Consider the following 19,646-nt stretch of genomic DNA (forward strand, 5'->3'; position numbering starts at 1 on the left):
CCTCCGCCTCCCGCGCCACCTTCTCCACCGCCCGCTCGCCCACCAGCGCGAACACCACGTCGCCGGCGGGCAGCGCGGTGAAGGCGCGGGGTTCGAGGGCGTCGAGCGCGGCGGCGTCCGCCGCGAGCACCACCACGGGCTCGTCCGGCAGGTGGCCGCCGATCGGCTCCAGGACCGCGCGGGCCCGGCCCTCCTCACCGGCCAGGAGCAGCTCCAGCACCGCGGCGCGGATCCCGCGCTCGGCCGCGAACCGCGTCCTGCCCTGTTCCATCGCCAGCGTGAGCAGCGAGCCCGCGGCGTTGATCACCGTGTGGGTGACCGGCGAGAACGTGTGCGCGGCGCCGGCGGCGAAGAAGCCGCGCGGTCGCGCGCCGCCGCCCAGCGGTTGCACGACGATGTGCTCGCCGGGGCCCGACAGCGCCAGGCTGGCCGGCACCCGTTCTGGCCCCACGCCCCACCGCGGCGCCTCCGCGGCCGGCTCGCGGGGTGGCGTCTCGTCCTGCGCGTCCGCCGGTCCGACGCGGTGGCGGGCGAGTGCGGCGGCCACCTCGTCCGTCGCGGCGCCCGGGGTGGCGTGCAGGACCTCGCCCGACTCCCCCAGCAGCGCCGCCCACCCGCCGACCTCCTTGGCCAGCCGGTCGATGACCGCGTGGGTGCCCTCGGGCCGCAGCGCCGCCCGCGTCAGCCGGCCCTGCGCGGCGAAGGCGCGGGTGATCTCGTCGTACTGCTCGGCCGCGAGCAGCTCGCTGACGAGCTTGCCGATCGCGATGAACGGCGTCTCGCGCGGCACCTCCAGCAGCGGCAGCCCGGCCGCCTCGGCGGCCTCGACCAGAGCGGGCGGCGTCTCCTCGTGGGAGACCCCGACGCCGAACCCGAGCCCCGCCACTCCCCGCGCCACGAGCCGGGCGACATATCCGGACTGGTCGCCTTCCATGCGCATGCCCGTGGTCAGCAGCAGCTCGCCGCCCTCCAGGTAGGGGGTCGGGTCGGCCAGCTCGCTGACCGCCACCCACCGCACCGGGACGTCCAGCACCCCCTGGCGCGAGGTCCCGGCCAGCGGCCGGAGGTTCACGCGGCGCACGACGGTCCGCAGTGAAGGCGGCATGAGAAATTTGTCCATTCCGGCGAAGAGGATCACTCCCAGTGTGACATATCGACGTATCGGCGCAGGTGGGCGGCCACCGTAGCGTCGAAGCCATGAGCATTCCCCAGGAGCGGCGTCTCGTGACCGCCATCCCCGGCCCCAGGTCCCAGGAGTTGCTGGCCCGCAAGCAGGCCGCCGTGCCCCCCGGCATCGGCACCACCCTGCCGGTGTTCGTCACGCGCGCCGGCGGCGGCGTGGTGCAGGACGCCGACGGGAACTCGCTGATCGACTTCGGCTCCGGCATCGCCGTGACGAACGTCGGCAACTCCGCCCCCAGGGTCGTCGAACGCGTCCAGAAGCAGGTCGCCGACTTCACCCACACCTGTTTCATGGTCACCCCGTACGAGTCGTACGTGCGGGTGTGCGAGAAGCTCAACGAGCTCACCCCCGGCGACCACGAGAAGCGCACCTTCCTGGTGAACTCGGGCGCCGAGGCCGTGGAGAACGCGGTCAAGGTCGCCCGGCACGCCACCGGCAGGCCGGCCGTCGTCGTCTTCGACCACGGCTACCACGGCCGCACGCTGCTGACGATGACTCTGACGGCCAAGAACATGCCGTACAAGCAGGGCTTCGGGCCGTTCGCGCCGGAGGTCTACCGGGTGCCGCTGGCCTACCCGTACCGGTGGCCGTCGGGGCCGGAGAACTGCGCCGAGGAGGCCGCCGAGCAGGCCATCGACCTGATCACCAAGCAGATCGGCGCGCAGAACGTGGCCGCCGTGGTGATCGAGCCGATCGCGGGCGAGGGCGGGTTCATCGTGCCGGCCCGCGGCTTCCTGCCGCGCGTCGCCGAGTTCTGCAAGGAGAACGGCATCGTCTTCGTGGCCGACGAGGTGCAGACCGGCTTCGCCCGCACCGGGACGTTGTTCGCCTGCGAGGACGAGGGCGTCGTGCCCGACATCATCACCACCGCCAAGGGCATCGCGGGCGGCCTGCCGCTGGCCGCCGTGACCGGCCGCGCCGAGCTCATGGACAAGGTGCACTCCGGCGGCCTCGGCGGCACGTACGGCGGCAACCCGCTCGCCTGCGAGGCGGCCCTCGGCGTGCTGGAGACCATCGAGGCGGAGGACCTGGTCGCCAAGGCCCGCCGGATCGGCGAGATCATGCTCCCCCGCCTGCACGCCATGCGCGAGCGCTTCGACGTGATCGGCGATGTGCGCGGCCGGGGCGCGATGATCGCCATCGAGCTGGTCGAGCCCGGCACCAAGGAGCCGAACCCGGCGGCCGTGCAGGAGGTCGCGCGGCGCTGCCACGCGGAGGGCCTGCTGGTGCTGACCGCCGGCACCTACGGCAACGTGCTGCGGTTCCTGCCGCCGCTCGTCATGCCCGAGCACCTGCTCGAGGAAGGCCTCGGCATCCTGGAGAAGGCGATCGCGGAACTCTAGACGAAACCCTCCGAAAGGGACATCCGGCTTGCGGCTGGATGTCCCTTTTTGTGGTGTAAGTGGCGTCAGCCGGGTAGAGAATTCACCCTGACTTGACGCTCAGCTGGACGCTCACGGCCTCGGTCAGGGTTATAACGGTTCCGTCTATACGGAGGGGCAATGGCTGCTGGGAGCGTGATGAAGCGGGGGGCGACCAGAGCGGCGCGGAGCACGGTGACGTTCGATCCCGAAGGTCTGACGTCGGCCCAGCGCTACGGTGACGCCTGCGTCGTCTGCCTCAAGAGATGGCCCCGCCCGCGGGTCCGCGTGGGGGTCCTGCCCGACGAGTCGACCGTGCTGGCGTGCGATGACTGCGCCGAGGCGCTGATCCCCTCGCCCACGGCCACCGTCGTCGCCTTCCCCACCCGCTGATCGGCTACTCGACCAGCTCGCGCCAGCGTTCGGCCCAGGCCGTGTAGTCGGGCAGGTCGGCGCACTTGCCCTCGCCGGCCTTGCAGTCACCCGGCGGGCGCACCGCGAACACCACCCGGTCGAACACCTTGTCGTCGCCCACGCCGTACAGCTCGCACATCTGCTCGGCCCGCCCCTTGCACGCCTTCTCGCCGGCGGGCGCCATGCCCGCCCACGCGGCCGCGTCGCGCTGCCTGTCGGGCGAGGCCACCCAGTTCAGCCACCGGTAGGCGCAGGTGGTGTCGGCGACGTGCGCGCCGAGCATCCACGAGTCGGCCCACCCGGTCGTCTCCCGGGTCTTCAGGGTCTTGACCGGCAGCCCGGCGTTCTGCAGCAGCAGGCGATGGTAGGGGGTGACCTGGGCGTAGTCGAGCGAGCCCGTCGCGAACCCCTTCACCAGGTCGATCGCGTCGCGCCAGTACGTGCGCTCCTTCTGCCGCCCGAGCAGCTCCGCCGCCCGGTCGAGATCGCCGGTCCCCAGCTCGTACGGCTCCTCCGCCGGCCCCTCGGCCTGCGCGGCGTCGGCGATCGTCAGCGGGCTGTCGCGCAGCGCCGACCGCTCGGAGGTGAACACCTGCTCCAGGCTCGGGTTCTTGACCCTGCCGGAGTCGTAGACGTACTCGTGGTACGCCCACAGGTACGGTACCCCGTAGACCTTGCCGCCCACCGTGGTCATGTCGCGGAAGCGCTCGTCGAGGTCGTCGTAGCCGCTCACCTTGGCCGGATCGATCGGCTGCGCCTTCTTGCCCTCGATGAGGTCGGCGGCCAGTACCGGCCCGGCGGTCATGACGTCGTAGGGGCGGTCGTCGACCTTGGCGGCGAGCTCTTCGGGGCTGTGGGCGATGTCGAGCCGGGCGATCCGGCAGCCGGTCTCCTTCTCGAAGGGGACCACCCAGTTGACCCGGGGACTGACGCCGCCGTACTCGGCGTAGCCGCGGTAGGTGAGGATCTGCAGCGTGCCGTCGCTCTGCGTCGCGCTCGGCGACGGCGTGGGCGTCGGGGTCGGCGTCGGGGTGGCGCTCGGGCTGGGGGTGGATCGTGCCGCGCCCATGCCGGCCGCCAGCGCCGTCACGGCGAGCGCCACGGCAAAAGTCCGACGACGATTCACGAGCTCCCCTTCATGTCCCCTTCGTCCGTGTGGTGGAGCTTACCGGGGACGAGGAGCTTACCGGTGACAGGCCGGGAGGAACGCCGCTCCCTCCCGGCCTGGTTCGGGAGTGTCACCCGTTGGTGGGGAAGCCCAGGTTGACGCCGCCGTGCGAGGGGTCGAGCCAGCGGGAGGTGACGACCTTGCCGCGGGTGTAGAAGTGCACGCCCTCGGTGCCGTGCACGTGGGTGTCGCCGAACAGGGACGACTTCCAGCCGCCGAAGCTGTAGAAGGCCATCGGCACCGGGATCGGCACGTTGACGCCGATCATGCCGACCTCGACCTCGTTCTGGAAGCGCCGTGCCGCGCCGCCGTCGTTGGTGAAGATCGCGGTGCCGTTGCCGTACAGGCCGCCGTTGATGACCTGCAGGCCCTCCTCGTAGGAGGAGACGCGGACGATCGACAACACCGGCCCGAAGATCTCGTCGGTGTGGGTGCGCGAGCCGACGGGGACGTGGTCGAGCACAGTGGGCCCGAGCCAGAAGCCGGGCGTCTCCGACGCCCTGCCGCCGCCGAGCACGGGGGTCTCGCGCCCGTCGACCACCAGCTTGGCGCCCTCCTGGACGCCGAGGTCGAGGTAGGAGGCCACCTTGTCACGGTGGGGGCCGCTGACCAGCGGACCCATCTGGGCCTTCGGGTCGTCGCCGGGGCCGACCACCAGGCCGTCCACCCGCTCGACGATCTTCTGCACCAGCTCGTCGCCGATCGGGTCGACGGCCAGCACGACGGAGATCGCCATGCACCGCTCCCCCGCCGAGCCGAACCCGGCCGACACCGCCGAGTCGGCCACGAGATCGAGGTCGGCGTCGGGCAGCACGAGCATGTGGTTCTTGGCGCCGCCGAGCGCCTGCACCCGCTTGCCGTGCCGGGTGCCGGTCTCGTAGACGTACTGGGCGATCGGGGTGGAGCCGACGAAGGAGACGCCGCGCACGTCGGGGTGTTCCAGCAGGCGGTCGACGGCGACCTTGTCGCCCTGCACGACGTTGAAGATCCCGTCGGGCAGCCCGGCCTCCTGCCAGAGCCGCGCCATCAGCAGCGACGCCGAGGGGTCCTTCTCCGACGGCTTGAGCACGAACGCGTTGCCGCACGCGATCGCGATCGGGAACATCCACATCGGCACCATGGCCGGGAAGTTGAACGGCGTGATGCCGGCCACCACGCCCAGCGGCTGCCGGATCGAGTAGGAGTCGACCCGGGTCGAGACGCCCTCGGAGAAGCCGCCCTTGAGCAGGTGGGGGATGCCGCAGGCGAACTCGACGACCTCCAGGCCGCGGGCCACCTCGCCGAGCGCGTCGGAGTGGACCTTGCCGTGCTCGGAGGAGATGAGCGCGGCCAGCTCGTCGCGGTGGGCGTACATGAGCTCGCGGAAGCGGAACAGCACCTGCGACCGCTTGATCAGCGACGCGTCGCGCCAGGCGGGGAAGGCCGCGGCGGCCGCGGCCACGGCCGCGTCCACGTCGGCGGCGGAGGCCAGCGCGACGTGCCCGCTCACCTCGCCGGTGGCCGGGTTGAAGATCTCCGCGGTACGCGCGGGGTCACCGCCGGTAAGGGCGCCGTTGATCCAGTGCTCGACCGACTTCACTGCTGCTCCGCGTTGATCGTCTCGAGGGCGGTGACGATGATGCCGAGGCCCTCGGTGGCCTCGTCCACCGTCAGGGTGAGAGGCGGGGCCATGCGGATGGCGGTGCCGTACAGGCCGCCCTTGCCGGCCAGCAGCCCCAGCTTCTTGGTCTCCTCCATGAAGCGGGAGGCCTGCGCCGGGGTCTCCAGCTCGATGGCGAACATCAGGCCCTTGCCGCGCACGCCCTTGACCACGGGCAGCCGCTCGGCCGCCGCCTTCAGCCCGCTGATGATGATGTCGCCGGTACGGGCGGCGTTGGCCTGCAGGTCGTGGTCGAGCACGTAGTCGAGGGTGGCGTTGGCGGCGGCCATGGAGACGGGGTTGCCGCCGAACGTCGACAGGCCCACGGCGTGGGGGGCGTCCATCAGGTCGCCGCGCGCCACGACGCCGCCGACCGCGAAGCCGTTGCCGAGGCCCTTGGCGAACGTGATCATGTCAGGGGTCACGCCGTGGTTCTCGATCCCGAAGAACGCGCTGCCGGTACGGCCCCACCCGGTCTGCACCTCGTCGGAGATGAACAGGATGCCCTGCTCGTCGAGCACCTCCTTGTACGCGGCGAACAGCCCGTCGGGGGCCATCGTGAACCCGCCCACGCCCTGGATCGGCTCGGCGATCAGCGCCGCCACGTCGTTGGAGACCGAGGTGGCCAGCACGTGGCGCAGGTCGTCGACGCACGCCGCGATGTAGTCGGCGTCCGACAGGCCCTTGAACTGGGTGAGGTGCCGGTCGGCGCCGTGCAGGAAGTGCACGTTCAGCGGGGACAGCGAGTTGTTCTTCCACGACCGGTTGGAGGTGACGCTGATCGCGCCGAAGCTGCGCCCGTGGTAGCTCTGCCGCATGGCCAGCACCTGGTCGCTCTTGCGCGCGTACGTGGCCAGCAGCAGCGCGGTCTCGTTGGCCTCGGTGCCGGAGTTGGTGAAGAAGACCTTGGCGTCGGGGATGCCGGAGAGCCGCGCGATCTTCTCGGCCAGCTCGATCTGGCCGCGCAGCAGGTAGACCGTGCTGGTGTGCACCACCCCGGTGGCGAGCTGCCGTTCGACGGCCTCGCGCACTTCGGGCACGTCGTAGCCGATCATGTTGGTGAGGATCCCGGCGAAGAAGTCGAGGTAACTCCTGCCGTCGGCATCGACGACCCGGTTGCCCTTACCACTGACGATCTCGATGGGCTCGTTGTAGTTGAGCGCCAGCCAGTTCGGCATCACTGCCCGGTGGCGCGCGAGAAGCTCCGACATGTACCGAGTATCCCGTCCTTGTCCGCGGTGCTCCTATCCGCAAGCTGTCGGCATGCGGCAAATTCACCTTACAACCTGTAAATCCGTCCCTTAGGGGATGTCCCGTGCGTCCAGGGACGTACAGGACCCCCATCATTTACGCCGCAGGAGGCAGCGCGGAAGCCCTCCGCAGGCCGACGCGCCGGTGCGCCTCGCTCGGCGACGATCGGGTCATCGAGACGACGAATCCACCGAAGGAGAGATCGAGATGACCGTCACCGTCGAGCAGCGCCCCGAGGCGCCGTCCGGGCCGCCGAAGCTCAGCCGCGAGGAGTTGCTGCGCGCCCAGCGGGAGACCCTGGACACGCCGCGCATGGACTACAGCCTGCTGGCCAGGACGATGTTCAAGCCGGTCGACCTCATGTACGGCAAGGAAGGCTCGTACACGAAGTTCGCCATGCTGGAGATCATCGCGCGGGTGCCGTACCAGGCGTGGGAGCGGATCGGCTACCTGCTCGTGCACCGGCACGCGGGCCGCTCCGCGCTGGCCAGGAGGGTGTTCGAGCGGATCGTGGAGGCCCGCGCCGACCAGGACAACGAGCAGTGGCACCTGCTGATCCTGCAGGACCTCGTGCAGCGCACCGGCCAGCGGCAGTCGTGGCTGCTGCACAGGATGGCGCCGTGGCTGATCGCGTTCTTCTACTACCACGTGTCCTGGCTGCTGTTCCTGCTGCGGCCGGACTGGAGCTACCGGCTGAACGCCGAGTTCGAGGACCACGCCGAGCACGAGTACATGACGTTCGTGGCCGAGCACCCGGAGCTGGACCTCCTGCCCGACCCCGGGACGTACGCCGCCGAGTACGGCCACTACCGCTCGGTGGCCGACCTGCTGCGCCAGATCGGCCACGACGAGCGCACGCACAAGCTCGACAGCCTGGAGAGCATGCGAGAGCCCCGTGTGCGTTAGGCCGGGACGCGCTCCGGCTCCGGCGCCGCGGCGGGCGCGGCCGGGCGCAGCACGATGACGGCGAGCAGCGCGGCGGCCACGCAGAAGGCCGCCCCCACCCACGAGCCGAGGTGCATGGCGGAGGTGAAGGCCGCGTTCGCGGCCTCGCCGAAGCCCATCGGATGCGCCGCCCCGATCGACTCCCGGGCGGCGGCGGGCAGGTCGGCCGGCATCTCCGCGGTGTACCGGCCGGCCAGCACGCTGCCCAGCACGGCGATGCTCAGCGCCATGCCGACCTGCTGGACGGTGTCGTTGAGCGCCGAGCCGACGCCCGCGTGCTCGATCGGGATCGCGCCCATGAGCGAGGCGTACGCCGACGGCCCGGCGAGCCCGCCGCCGATGCCCATGATCACCAGCGCGGTGAGCAACATCGGGTAGCCGGTGGTCGTGGCCATGACGGCGAAGCCCCCGGCCATGAGCAGCAGCCCGGCCCCGATCAGCGTCCGGTTGCTGAGCTTATGCCCGAGCGCGGCGCCCACGCCGTTGAAGACGGCCGCCGCCACCGCGTACGGCAGCATGGCGAGGCCCGCCTTCATCTCCGCGTAGCCGAGGACGAACTGCAGGTACTGCGTCAGCATGAGCATCACGGCGCCCGCGCCGAACGACATCAGCAGGATCGAGAACGACGCGCCGCTGAAGTTGCGGTTGGCGAACAGGTGCAGCGGCAACATCGGCGCCTCCCGGCGGCGCTCCCAGAGCACGAACGCGCCGAGCGCGATCACCGCGAGCACGAACACCGGGATGTTCCACTCGCGCTCGATGATCACGTAGACGCCCGCGGTGAGACCGGTGATCGACAGCACCACGCCCACGGGGTCGATCCTGCGGCCCTCGCTGCGCGTCTCGGGCATCAGGACGAGCGCGGCCACGATGGCGATCGCCGCGATCGGGATGTTCAGCAGGAAGACCGAGCCCCACCAGTAGTGCTCCAGCATGAAGCCGCCCACGGTCGGGCCCGACACCATGCCGACCAGCGCCACGGCGCTCCACGCCGCCATCGCCTTGCGCCGCTCGGTGTCGTCGAAGACCGTCATGAGGATCGACAGCGTGGACGGCATGACCATCGAGCCGCCGACGCCCATCAGGCCGCGGGCGGCGATGAGCTGCCAGGGCTCGGTGACGACCACGGCGAGCAGCGACGCGCCGCCGAAGAAGACCAGGCCGATGATGAGGAAGAGGCGGCGGCCGTACTTGTCGGACAGGCTGCCCGAGGTGATGAGCAGCCCGGCGAAGGCCAGCACGTAGGCGTCGATGATCCACTGGATGTCCGACGGCGTCGCGCCCATCTCCTGGTTGAGCGACGGGATGGCCAGGTTGAGCACCGTGTTGTCGATGACCAGCACCAGCAGCGTCAGGCAGAGGGCGCCGAGGATCCACCAGCGGCGGGGGTCTCGTACAGTGTTCGAGTTCACTCGCACACTGTACGACGATCCTCGTACAGTGTGCGAGTGCATTTATCCTTGGGTCATGGCCTTCACCTCCGTCTGGCTCCGCGAGCCGCGCAAGCCCGGCGGCCCCGGGCGCAGCCGCGAGGAGATCGTCGCCGCCGCCGTCGAACTGCTCGACGAGGAGGGGCTCGACGGGCTGAGCATGCGCAAGCTCGGCGCGCGGCTGAGCGCCGGCGCGACCAGCCTCTACTGGTACGTCGCCACGAAGGACGAGCTGCTGGAGCTCGCCTACGACCAGGTGTGGGGCGAGATGACCGTCGCCGACCCCGACAAGGTGGGCTGGCGCGACGCCGTCTCCGTCCTGGCTCACAGCATGCGCCAGGTCATGCTGCGCCACCCGTGGCTGGCCGACCTGCTCGGCCGCCTGCCGGCGCTCGGCCCCAACGCCCTGCACGTCGCCGACCGGATGCGCCGGATGTTCAAGGTCGCCGGATTCCGGGGCTCCGACGTCGACTTCGCCGGAGCCACGCTCACCGCCTACGTGTTCGGCATGACGACCCCCGAGATCGCCTGGAACAGCGCGATGGGCGAGACCGGCGACGACACCGAGGAGATGCGCGCCACCGTCCGCAGGGCCGTCGCGGAGTTCCCCGAGATGATCGAGGGCGTCGACATGAACGCCCGCGCCGACCCACGGGCGATGCGCGAGCTCTCCTTCGACTTCGGGCTCGTGTCGGTGCTCGACGGCCTTGAGCGGCGGCTGACGACGTAGCAGGATCCGGGCATGAGCGATTTCCGTGCCGCCCGTGACTTCCTGCTCGGCGCCGACGCCGACACCGCCCGCCGCGACTTCCGCTGGCCCGAGCTCGCCGAGTTCAACTGGGCGCTCGACTGGTTCGACGGGGTGCTGGCCGCGGAGACCCCCGACGCCGTCGCTCTCAAGATCGTGGGAGACAGCACCGCCTCCTACACCTTCGCCGCCCTGTCGGCCCGCTCCAACCAGGTCGCGAACTGGCTGCACGAGCAGGGGGTGCGCCGCGGCGACCGCGTCCTGCTCATGCTCGGCAACCAGGCCGAGCTGTGGGAGGCGCTGCTGGCGGCGATGAAGCTGGGCGCGGTCGTCATCCCCGCCACGACGCTGCTGACCGCCAAGGACATCACCGAGCGGATCGAGCGCGGCGGCGTCGCGCACGTCATCGCCAACGCCTCCGACGCCGGCAAGTTCGGCGCCGGCGAGTACACGAGGATCGCGGTCGGCGACGCGTACGGCTGGCTGCCGTACCACGAGGCGTACGACGCGGCCGAGACCTTCACCCCCGACGGGCCGACGCGGGCCGGCGACACGCTGCTGCTCTACTTCACCTCCGGCACCACCTCCCAGCCGAAGCTGGTCGAGCACACTCACGCCTCCTATCCGGCGGGTCATCTGTCGACGATGTTCTGGATCGGGGTGAAGCCGGGCGACGTGCACCTGAACGTGTCGTCACCGGGGTGGGCCAAGCACGCCTGGAGCAACGTCTTCGCCCCCTGGAACGCCGGGGCGACCGTGCTGGTCCACGACTACCGGCGCTTCTCGGCCACCGCCCTGCTGCAGGTGCTGCGCGACGAGCGGGTGAGCACGTTCTGCGCGCCGCCGACCGTGTGGCGGATGCTCATCCAGGAGGACCTCGCCGCGTGGAAGCTGCCGCTGCGCACGGCCGTGGCCGCCGGCGAGCCCCTCAACCCCGAGATCATCGACCAGGTGGCCAAGGCGTGGGGCATCACGATCCGCGACGGTTACGGCCAGACCGAGACGACCGCGCAGATCGGCAACGCGCCGGACGAGCCGGTCAAGCCCGGGTCCATGGGGCGTCCGCTGCCCGGTTACGAGGTCGTGCTGATCGACCCGGTGTCGGGTGAGCAGGGGGAGGACGGCGAGATCTGCCTGCCGCTGGACGACCGCCGCCCCCTCGGCCTCATGTCCGGATATGTCGGTGGATCGGGGGAGGCGATGCGCGATGGCTACTACCACACCGGTGACGTCGCCACCCGCGACGCCGACGGCTCCATCACCTACGTCGGCCGCACCGACGACGTCTTCAAGGCCTCCGACTACCGCATCTCGCCGTTCGAGCTGGAGAGCGTGCTGCTGGAGCACCCGGCCGTGGCGGAGGCGGCCGTCGTGCCGTCCCCCGACCCGGTGCGCCTGGCCGTGCCGAAGGCGTACGTGACGCTCGCGCCGGGGTTCGAGCCGGACGAGGAGACCGCCCGATCGATCTTCGAGCACTGCCGCAGGGAGCTGGCGCCGTACAAGCGGGTGCGCCGCCTGGAGTTCGACGAACTGCCGAAGACGATCTCCGGCAAGATCCGCCGGGTTGAGCTGCGTGTACGCGCGCCACAGCGCGAGTTCCGCGAGGAAGACCTCATTTCATGAAAAGGGGCACAAAGTGTGATTTGCCCTATCTGCGTTCCTACTACGTGATCAGCTAGGCTCTGCCCCGTGCTGCCCACCATCGCCGACGTTCTCGCCTTGGAGACCGTGCGCCGGGGTAGCCCGCGCGTGGTCGCGGGCGCCGACCGGCTCGACACCAAAGTGCGGTGGGTGCACGTCGGCGAGATCGCCGACATCGCCCACCTGCTCAGAGGCGGCGAGCTCGTGCTCACCACGGGCGTCGCCCTGCCCGACGACCCCGAGAAGCTCGCCGACTACATCGGCGAGCTGTCCCAGGTCGGCGCCTCGGGGCTGATCGTCGAGCTGGGCCGCAGGTTCGTCCGCGAGCTGCCGGCGGCCGTGGTCAAGTCCGCCGAGGAACACGGCCTGCCGCTCATCGTGCTGACCCGCGAGACGCCGTTCGTGCAGATCACCGAGTCGGTCCACTCCCGGATCATCGACATCCAGCTGGAGGAGCTGCGCGCCTCCGAGCAGTTGCACGAGGTCTTCACCGAGCTGTCGGTCGAGGGCGCCTCGCCCGCCGAGGTGCTGGCCCAGGTCAGCCGGCTGTCCGGGCGGCCGGTGCTGCTGGAGAACCTCGCCCACCAGGTGCTGGCCTGCGAGCCCGCCGGCCGCGACGCCGGCAGCCTGCTGGCCGGCTGGGAGTCCAGGTCCCGGGCCGTCGCGCCGGGCGAGCGCACGGCGTACGACCCGGCCTCCGGGTGGCTGGTCACCATGGTCGGCGCGCGCGGCCAGGACTGGGGGCGGCTGATCCTGCTGTGCGAGGCGCCGCCGACGCCGCGCGACATGGTGCTGGCCGAGCGCGCCGCCACCACGCTCGCCCTCGGCCGCCTGCTCGAACGCCACCAGGAGTCGCTCGAACGCAAGGCCCACGGCACCATCATCACCGGCATCCTGACCCACGCCTACGCCGACCCCGAGGAGGCCGCCGCCCGCGCCCGCGCGGTGGGCGTGCCGCTGACGGGCCGCCGGCTGGTCAGCGTCGTCATCCGCCCGACCGAGACCGCGGACCAGGCGCTCGACGGGCACGCCCAGCTCGGCGAACTGGCCGAGGCGACCGCCGCCGCCTGCCGCGACGAACGCCTGCCCGCCCTGGTCGGCGCGCTCGACCAGGAACGCATCGGCGTGCTGCTGCCGCTGCCGCCCCGCGCCCAGGCCGACCCCGCCCTGACCTCGCTGTCCGAGCGGCTCCGCACGCTGTGGCCCTCGTCGTTCGTCCTGGCCGCGGGCTCGGTGGTGGAGTCGCTGCGCGACGTACGCCGCAGCTTCCTCGAAGCCGAACAGGTGGCCGACGTCGCGGTCCGCCAGCCCGACGGCCGGGCCGTCTACCGGCTGCCCGACCTGCGCCTGCGCGGCCTGCTCCACCTGCTGCGCGACGACGCGCGGCTGCAGACGTTCGCCGAACGCGAGCTCGGCGCGCTGCTGGCCCACGACGCCCAGCGGGGCGGCGACCTGACCCGCATCCTGCGCGTCTACCTCGACTCAGGCCGCAACAAGGCCGTCGCCGCGCAGCGGGCCCACCTGTCCAGGCCCGCCTTCTACGACCGCCTGCGCCGCCTCGAACGCATCCTCGACACCGACCTCGACGACGTGGAGTCGTGCCTGTCGCTGCACGTCGCCCTGCTGGCCCTGGAGTCCTTCCGCCGGGAGACGCGCTGAGCCGGGCTTACCGTCGCTGGTGTGCCCCTCTTCTACAACGTCATCGAAGCCGCCGCCCACCGGCTGTCGATCGTGCCCCCGATGTTCGACTACTTCGGCGCCCTGGCGCTGCACGCGCTCGTCGCGGCCGCCCGGCTGGGGGTCTTCGACGCCCTGCGCGAGCGGCCGCTGACCGAGCGGGAGCTCGCCGCCGCGCTCGGCGTGGACCCCGTCGCGACCGGCGTGTTGTTACGGACGCTGGCCGGGCTCGGCTACTTACGGGTCAGGGGCGGCCGGTACCGGCTGAGCCGCGCCGCGCGGTTGTGGTTCACGACCGGCTCGCCGACGTCCCTCGTGGCCGGGCTGGAGTTCTGGGAGCGTACCGCGTGCGTGATCTGGCCCGAGATCGAGCGGGCCGTGCGCGGCGGCGCGCCCGTCACCCCCTTCTACGCGCTGCTGGAGGGCGACCCCGCGCTGTCGCGTTCGTTCCAGGCGTGGACGGCGGCGCTCGCCCGGCGGCAGGCCCCGGCGGTGGCGAGGGCCGTCCCCGTGCCGAGCGGGGCCCGGCGGATGCTCGACGTGGGCGGCGGCCACGGGTTGTTCAGCGTGGCGCTGCTGCGCCGCCACCCCGCCCTGCGGGCCACCGTCATCGACCTGCCGCAGGCGCTGCGGGCCGCCGCCGACCACCCGCGCCTGACACCGCGCGCGGGCTCGTTCCTGGAGGACGACCTCGGCGACGGGTACGACGTCGTCCTGCTGTTCAACGTCGTGCACGGCCTGACCGACGACGAGACGGCCGCCCTGCTGCGGCGCCTGGCGGCGGCGCTCAACCCCGGCGGGACGCTCGTCGTCGGCGACCAGTTCGGCGACAGCCTCATGCCCGGCCGGGCCAGCCGTGCCCTGCTCCACCTGCTCGACCTCAACTACCTCGTCGCCGTGGGCGGGAAGGTGCGCGGCCGGCGCGAGATCGCTGCCCTGCTGCGGGCGGCGGGCTTCCGCGACGTCCGGCACCGCCGCCCGCTCCGCTCCCCTGTCACGGAGCTCGCCGTGGCTAGAACCCCATCGCGGTCTGCGCCTCGTCGAGCGTGAGGACCGCCCGCTCGCGGGCCCTGGCGTTGCCCTCGGCCAGGATCTGCCGGACGTCGGCCTCGGAGTACTCCGCCCGCCGCCGCCTGATCGGCCGCAGGAACTCGTTGACCGCCTCCGTGGTCACCCGCTTGAGCGTGGCGGCGCCGCCGTCGCCGATCTCGTCGGCGAGCTCGCGCGGCGAGCGCCCCAGGCACAGACCGGCCAGCGTGAGCAGGTTGGACACCCCCGGCCGGCGCTCCTCGTCGAACGTGATCAGCCGCTCGGAGTCGGTCACGGCCTTGCGGATGAGCGCGGCCGTCTCGTCCTCGGTGGCCGACAGGGCGATCGCGTTGCCGCGGCTCTTGCTCATCTTGCCGCCGTCGAGGCCCTTGAGCAGCGGCTGCTCGCCCATCATGGCCTCCGGCAGCGGGAACACCGGCCCGTAGCGCTCGTTGAACCGCCGCGCCACCAGCCGCGTCACCTCGACGTGGGGCAGCTGATCCTTGCCCACGGGCACCAGCGTGCCCTTGCAGAACAGGATGTCGGCCGCCTGGTGCACCGGATAGGTGAACATCAGACCGCTCACCGCGCTCTGCGAGCTGTGCGCGATCTCGTCCTTGACCGTGGGGTTGCGCCGCAGCTCCGAGACCGACACCAGGCTCAGGAACGGCAACATCAGCTGGTTCAGCTCGGGGATCGCGCTGTGCTGGAAGATCGTGGCCTTGGCCGGGTCGATGCCGACCGCCAGGTAGTCGAGCAGCAGCCCGGTGGTGTGCCGCCGGATCTCGCCCGGCACGTCTCGGTCGGTGATCACCTGATAGTCGGCGATCAGCACGTACATGGGGAATTTGTCCTGCAGCATGACCCGGTTGGCCAGTGAGCCGAAATAGTGGCCGAGATGCAGCGGACCGGTCGGGCGGTCGCCCGTGAGTACGACGTCGTTCATCGAGGTTTCTCTCCTTGGGATCACGCCGTCCCGGAGAGCCGCGCACCGTGGGCCGTCTCTGGGACGGCCAGGGCAGGTGGGATCAGCGGCCGTCTGTCGGCCGCCACCACAGGCAGATAAGGGCGCGAGTCACATTTCCCAGAATATCTGCTGCCGGTGTCAATCTCGTAACCTCTCCACCCGTTTGGCGCGTTCTCCCGCCTCGATGACCTTGATCTCGTCAGGATGGTGCGGTCCGATTTCCGCCCTCTGGAGAGTTCATGTCTCGACGCACCCTCGCCGCCGGCGGTCTCGCCACAGCCGCGGCGCTCACCCTCACCGCATTGCCCGCGACGGCGGAGCAGTCGGTGAGGTTCCCGTCGGCAAGGTTCCCTCTGGGCACCAGGCCCGTGCCGATGAAGACCATGACCACCGTGACCCAGGGCATCGACCTGTACGACGTGAAGGCGGGCACGCACACCGACGGCTACACGGTGACCGTGCTCATGCCGAACGGCCGCGACTTCGGGACTCTCGCCAACGCCGAGCTCAAGGTCGCCGAGGTGGAGGCGGCCGGAGAGAGCGCCAGCCTGCAGAAGGTCGTCAGGCCCGGCGTCGCCGACTCCCCCTCCCAGACCGTGTACATGGTCCGCGTCGGCCTGTGGGCCTTCAAGGACAAGAAGAAGGCCGAGAAGACGGCCGCGAAGCTCAAGGACGCCGGCCTGAAGGTGAAGGTCGACTACCTCGGCGACGACGGGCTCAAGACGACCGGTCCCTGGAACGCCAAGGTCGTCCTGATCGACTCCAGGACGTTCCGCGGCTCGTACGCCGCCTCGATCGGCACCAGCGTGGCCAAGCGGGAGACCGTCTCCTCGATGGCCAAGGCCAGCAAGGCGCTGGTCGGCGTCAACGGCGGCTTCTACAACATCCACACCTCCCCGGCCCTGCGCGGCGAGCCCCTGGGGGCGTCCGTGGTGGGCGGCCGGCTGCTGAGCGAGGCCGTGCCCGGCCGCTCGGCGGTGGTGCTCAAGGGCCGTACCGCGAAGATCACCGAGCTCGAGACCTCCGTCACCGCCACCTCCGAGGACGGCGCGCGGACCCGCGTCGACGGCGTCAACCGCGCGCCCGCCACGGACGAGCTGGTCCTGTACACCCAGGAGTTCGGCGCCAAGACGCCCACGGGCGGCGTCGACGCGCTCCTCGACGCGAACGACCGCGTCCTGCGCCTGCGCCCCTCCGGCCACGCGGTGGGCGCCGGGACGCGGGTGCTGCACGGCCGCGGCCTGGCCGGCGACTGGCTCAACGAGCACGCCTGGGAGGGCTGGACGGTCGAGATCGACACCCGCGTGATCGACCTGCGGACGAAGAAGGCGATCCCGCTCACCCCGGACCTGCACGTCGTCGCGGGCGGCGTCGGCCTCGTCCGCAACGGCGAAGTCAAGATCACCGCCAAGCGGGACGGGCACGACTCGATGAACATGATCCTCCGCCGCCACCCGCGCACCCTGGTCGGCACCACCAAGAACGGCAGCTTGATCCTGGCCGCCATCGACGGACGCCGCCCCGGGGAGACCATCGGCGCGAACTTCGTGGAGGCCGCCCAGTTCATGCGCTGGCTCGGCGCGACGCAGGCGATCAACCTGGACGGCGGCGGTTCGACGACCCTGGTCGTCGGCAAGAAGCCGGTCAACCGCCCGGCCGACGGCGCCGAACGCGCTGTCGGCGACGCCCTCCTCGTCCTCCCGAGATAACCCCCGCACCGGGACCCCGCACCGGCGGGGTCCCGATTGCACCTGGGTCCCAATTGCGCCGGGCCCTCCATGCACCGCGATCCTGCTTACGGCGGACTCCCCTTCACGGCGGAGTTCCTTCCGTGGCAGATCCTTTCGCAGCGCAGTCCCCATCGCGGCGACACTCCCGCCACGGACCGGAACCCCATCACGGACCGGCCCCCGTCAGAAGCCTCTCCCCGTCGCGGCGAGATCCCTGCGTGGATCGCCTTCTACCCGGCACAGTCCTTCTGCGGCGGATCTCTGACCGGTGGGGGGCCGGTCGCGGGCCATCAGGACACCGGCAGCCCGGTGTCCTCCTTCACCGCCTTCATCGCGAGGTGCGAGGTGACCTGGGCGACCCCCGGCAGCCCGGACAACGTCTCGGAGTAGAACCGTTCGTAAGCCGCCAGATCCGCGACCGCCACCCGCAGCAGGAAGTCGGGGTCGCCGAACAGCCGGTGCGCCTCCACCACCTCCGGCATCTCCGCCACCCGCCGCTCGAACTCCGTCACGGTGTCGTGGTCCTCGTACCGCATCACCACCGTGACGAACGCCTGGAACCCTCGTCCCACCGCGTCACCATCGAGCAGCGCCCGATATCCGCGGATCACGCCGGTCTCCTCCAGATGGCGCACCCGGCGCAGGCACGGTGACGGCGTGAGCCCCACCCGATCAGCCAGCTCGGTGTTGCTGAGCCGCCCGTCACGCTGCAGCTCCAGAAGGATTCTGCGGTCGATCCTATCCACGCCGCAATATCCTGCCATATAAACCGACGCACCAGCATAAATCCACCATCGTATGCCACTCCTCCTCGACTACCGTCGGCCGCGAGGAGGTGAGAGCCCGTGGACCTGCGACTCGTCCTGCTCTTCCTGGGCATGGATCTGCTGCTCATCTGCACACCCGGCCCCGACATGCTCTACGTGGCAGCCCGTTCGCTCGGGCAGGGCCGCCGCACAGGGCTGACGGCGGTGGCCGGCATCTGCTGCGGCTACGCGGTGCACACCGTCCTGGCCGCCGCCGGGCTGGCCGCCGCACTCCGCGCCGTCCCCGCCGCCCTGCCCGCGATGCGCTACGCCGGCGCGGCGTACCTGGTGTTCCTCGCCGTACGCACCCTCATGAGCCTGCGCGACCGCACGAGCCCCGCACTCGGCTCGCCCTCTCTCGACCCGGCCCGCAAGGTGCTGGGCCAGAGCGCTCTCACGGCCCTGCTCAACCCAAAGGGCCTCCTGCTCTACCTGTCTCTGATGCCGCAGTTCCTCGCCACCGGCACCACCGTCCCCCTCGGCCTCCAGCTCACCGCCCTCGGCCTGCTCCACGTGGCGAACTGCGCGATCCTGTACGGCCTCGTCGCCCTGGTCACCGCACGAGCCGGCCGAGCCCTGACCGGGACCCCGCGAGCCACCCGCCGCATCTCCGCCGTCTCCGGCACGCTGCTCCTGGTGGTCGCAGCCGCCACCCTCACCACCCACTAGTCCGCGCCCGGGAACGCGGCCTACTTGGGTCTATTCAGGATGAAAAGGGATCACGGAGCAATCAAGCAGAACCTGCTTGCGCCACCGCCGACCGCTGTCATCTACCGCCAGGGGTGTCAGCCGTCCCCCCTCGAAGCACCCAGACCTCAGATCGCCGCCAAATCCGCCATGGGCCTCAGCATCGGGACGATCCACCGCCCCTCCGACCGCGAGCGCATCTCGTCATGACCGTCTACCGCCACCAGGCGGAAAGACGACCAACCACCGCCTACCGTTCTTTCCATGGATCCTGGCCAAGCCGGCTGACCTCGTGGTAACCGGTCGAGGTCATCGACGACATCAGCCACGGCACCTCCATGACCAACTCGGCAAGGACGGCGTCGCTTTCAACGCACGAGGACCTGGAAGACCGCCCGCAACCCGACAACGTCACCAAGTAGCCCCGCGCCCGCCACGAACGCCGAAATACACAACCCCAGAAACACAGAACGGGCCCCACCAACGTGAAGCCCACCAACAGACCCAACGGCAGAAACACCAAGCAACACCGGAAACACAAAAAGGGAGAGGCCCCGACACCCACAGGCGTCGAAACCCCTCCCCAAAAGATTGTCCGGCGGTGACCTACTCTCCCACACCCTCCCGAGTGCAGTACCATCGGCGCAGAGAAGCTTAACTTCCGGGTTCGGAATGTAACCGGGTGTTTCCTTCCCGCCATAACCGCCGTAACCCTCCGAAACACACAAGCACCGCTTGCTGTCTCAGAATTGCCTAGTGGACGCGAGCAAACCGATCCTTCGGTGCGGCGCAGCTCTGGACCCGGCGAAGAGTAACAGAGCGCAGCACACACCAAAGCACAATGCTTTGTGGTCAAGTCCTCGGCCTATTAGTACCGGTCAGCTCCACACGTTACCGCGCTTCCACCTCCGGCCTATCAACCCGGTCATCCACCGGGAGCCTTACCCCCTCACAGGGTGGGAGACCTCAT

16 protein-coding genes and 2 rRNA genes are annotated in these 19,646 nt (G+C 70.7%); 9 read left to right on the forward strand and 9 right to left on the reverse strand.

Annotated features, from left to right (window positions below):
• The coding region (locus C1J01_RS31450) for a PucR family transcriptional regulator ligand-binding domain-containing protein (RefSeq protein ID WP_111182603.1) at window positions 1-1,105 on the reverse strand (1,105 nt) is incomplete at its 3' end.
• A gap of 92 nt (window positions 1,106-1,197) precedes the next feature.
• Between C1J01_RS31450 and gabT the strand changes: the two genes are divergently transcribed.
• On the forward strand, window positions 1,198-2,526 hold the full coding sequence (gene gabT, locus C1J01_RS31455) for a 4-aminobutyrate--2-oxoglutarate transaminase (RefSeq protein WP_111182604.1): 1,329 nt from the start codon (window positions 1,198-1,200) through the stop codon (window positions 2,524-2,526).
• A 159-nt stretch (window positions 2,527-2,685) separates the two neighbouring features.
• Window positions 2,686-2,937: a hypothetical protein gene (locus C1J01_RS31460; protein ID WP_328589691.1), complete on the forward strand. Its 252-nt coding sequence runs from the start codon at window positions 2,686-2,688 to the stop codon at window positions 2,935-2,937.
• Between the two features lie 4 nt (window positions 2,938-2,941).
• Here C1J01_RS31460 and C1J01_RS31465 read toward each other — a convergent pair whose 3' ends face one another.
• The 3 genes from C1J01_RS31465 to C1J01_RS31480 all read right to left on the reverse strand — a co-directional run bounded on the left by C1J01_RS31465 (window position 2,942) and on the right by C1J01_RS31480 (window position 6,976).
• On the reverse strand, window positions 2,942-4,084 hold the full coding sequence (locus C1J01_RS31465) for an extracellular solute-binding protein (protein WP_181449064.1): 1,143 nt from the start codon (window positions 4,082-4,084) through the stop codon (window positions 2,942-2,944).
• Between the two features lie 112 nt (window positions 4,085-4,196).
• Complete coding sequence (locus C1J01_RS31475) at window positions 4,197-5,705, reverse strand: CoA-acylating methylmalonate-semialdehyde dehydrogenase (protein ID WP_111182608.1); 1,509 nt, start codon at window positions 5,703-5,705, stop codon at window positions 4,197-4,199.
• Window positions 5,702-6,976, reverse strand: coding sequence for an aspartate aminotransferase family protein (locus tag C1J01_RS31480; protein ID WP_111182609.1), 1,275 nt, complete (start codon window positions 6,974-6,976; stop codon window positions 5,702-5,704). Before C1J01_RS31480 ends, C1J01_RS31475 begins: the two co-directional genes overlap by 4 nt.
• 247 nt (window positions 6,977-7,223) lie before the next feature.
• Here C1J01_RS31480 and C1J01_RS31485 point away from each other — a divergent pair, with 247 nt between their 5' ends.
• On the forward strand, window positions 7,224-7,922 hold the full coding sequence (locus C1J01_RS31485; RefSeq protein ID WP_181449065.1) for an alternative oxidase: 699 nt from the start codon (window positions 7,224-7,226) through the stop codon (window positions 7,920-7,922).
• On the opposite strand, the gene C1J01_RS31490 is transcribed toward C1J01_RS31485, so the two are convergent.
• Window positions 7,919-9,373, reverse strand: a complete 1,455-nt coding sequence (locus C1J01_RS31490) for an MFS transporter (RefSeq protein ID WP_111182611.1) — start codon at window positions 9,371-9,373, stop codon at window positions 7,919-7,921. The genes C1J01_RS31485 and C1J01_RS31490 overlap by 4 nt on opposite strands.
• A gap of 55 nt (window positions 9,374-9,428) precedes the next feature.
• On the opposite strand from C1J01_RS31490, the gene C1J01_RS31495 reads away from it, so the two are divergent.
• From C1J01_RS31495 to C1J01_RS31510, 4 genes are all read left to right on the forward strand, one after another.
• A complete protein-coding gene (locus C1J01_RS31495; RefSeq protein ID WP_111182612.1) occupies window positions 9,429-10,121 on the forward strand; it encodes a TetR/AcrR family transcriptional regulator in 693 nt (230 codons plus the stop codon).
• A 12-nt stretch (window positions 10,122-10,133) separates the two neighbouring features.
• On the forward strand, window positions 10,134-11,762 hold the full coding sequence (locus tag C1J01_RS31500) for an AMP-binding protein (RefSeq protein ID WP_111182613.1): 1,629 nt from the start codon (window positions 10,134-10,136) through the stop codon (window positions 11,760-11,762).
• A gap of 66 nt (window positions 11,763-11,828) precedes the next feature.
• Window positions 11,829-13,439: a PucR family transcriptional regulator gene (locus C1J01_RS31505; RefSeq protein ID WP_111182614.1), complete on the forward strand. Its 1,611-nt coding sequence runs from the start codon at window positions 11,829-11,831 to the stop codon at window positions 13,437-13,439.
• A 21-nt stretch (window positions 13,440-13,460) separates the two neighbouring features.
• Window positions 13,461-14,507, forward strand: a complete 1,047-nt coding sequence (locus C1J01_RS31510) for a methyltransferase (protein ID WP_111182615.1) — start codon at window positions 13,461-13,463, stop codon at window positions 14,505-14,507.
• Here the strand turns inward: C1J01_RS31510 and trpS are convergent.
• On the reverse strand, window positions 14,470-15,432 hold the full coding sequence (trpS, locus tag C1J01_RS31515; RefSeq protein WP_111182616.1) for a tryptophan--tRNA ligase: 963 nt from the start codon (window positions 15,430-15,432) through the stop codon (window positions 14,470-14,472). The two genes, C1J01_RS31510 and trpS, sit on opposite strands and share 38 nt — an antisense overlap.
• A gap of 260 nt (window positions 15,433-15,692) precedes the next feature.
• On the opposite strand from trpS, the gene C1J01_RS31520 reads away from it, so the two are divergent.
• Window positions 15,693-17,162 (forward strand): phosphodiester glycosidase family protein, encoded by a 1,470-nt coding sequence (locus C1J01_RS31520; protein ID WP_111182617.1) that lies wholly within the window; start codon window positions 15,693-15,695, stop codon window positions 17,160-17,162.
• A gap of 311 nt (window positions 17,163-17,473) precedes the next feature.
• On the opposite strand, the gene C1J01_RS31525 is transcribed toward C1J01_RS31520, so the two are convergent.
• A complete protein-coding gene (locus C1J01_RS31525) occupies window positions 17,474-17,929 on the reverse strand; it encodes an Lrp/AsnC family transcriptional regulator (RefSeq protein WP_111182618.1) in 456 nt (151 codons plus the stop codon).
• Window positions 17,930-18,028: 99 nt separating this feature from the next.
• Between C1J01_RS31525 and C1J01_RS31530 the strand changes: the two genes are divergently transcribed.
• The gene (locus tag C1J01_RS31530; RefSeq protein ID WP_111182619.1) at window positions 18,029-18,658 is read left to right on the forward strand and encodes a LysE family translocator; all 630 of its coding nucleotides are present in this window, start codon (window positions 18,029-18,031) and stop codon (window positions 18,656-18,658) included.
• A gap of 611 nt (window positions 18,659-19,269) precedes the next feature.
• On the opposite strand, the gene rrf is transcribed toward C1J01_RS31530, so the two are convergent.
• A 5S ribosomal RNA gene (gene rrf, locus C1J01_RS31535) occupies window positions 19,270-19,386 on the reverse strand.
• 138 nt (window positions 19,387-19,524) lie between these two features.
• Window positions 19,525-19,646 (reverse strand): 23S ribosomal RNA (locus C1J01_RS31540); the annotation flags it as partial.

Origin of the sequence: Nonomuraea aridisoli (assembly GCF_003236395.1) — a bacterium.
GTDB lineage: Bacteria > Actinomycetota > Actinomycetes > Streptosporangiales > Streptosporangiaceae > Nonomuraea > Nonomuraea aridisoli.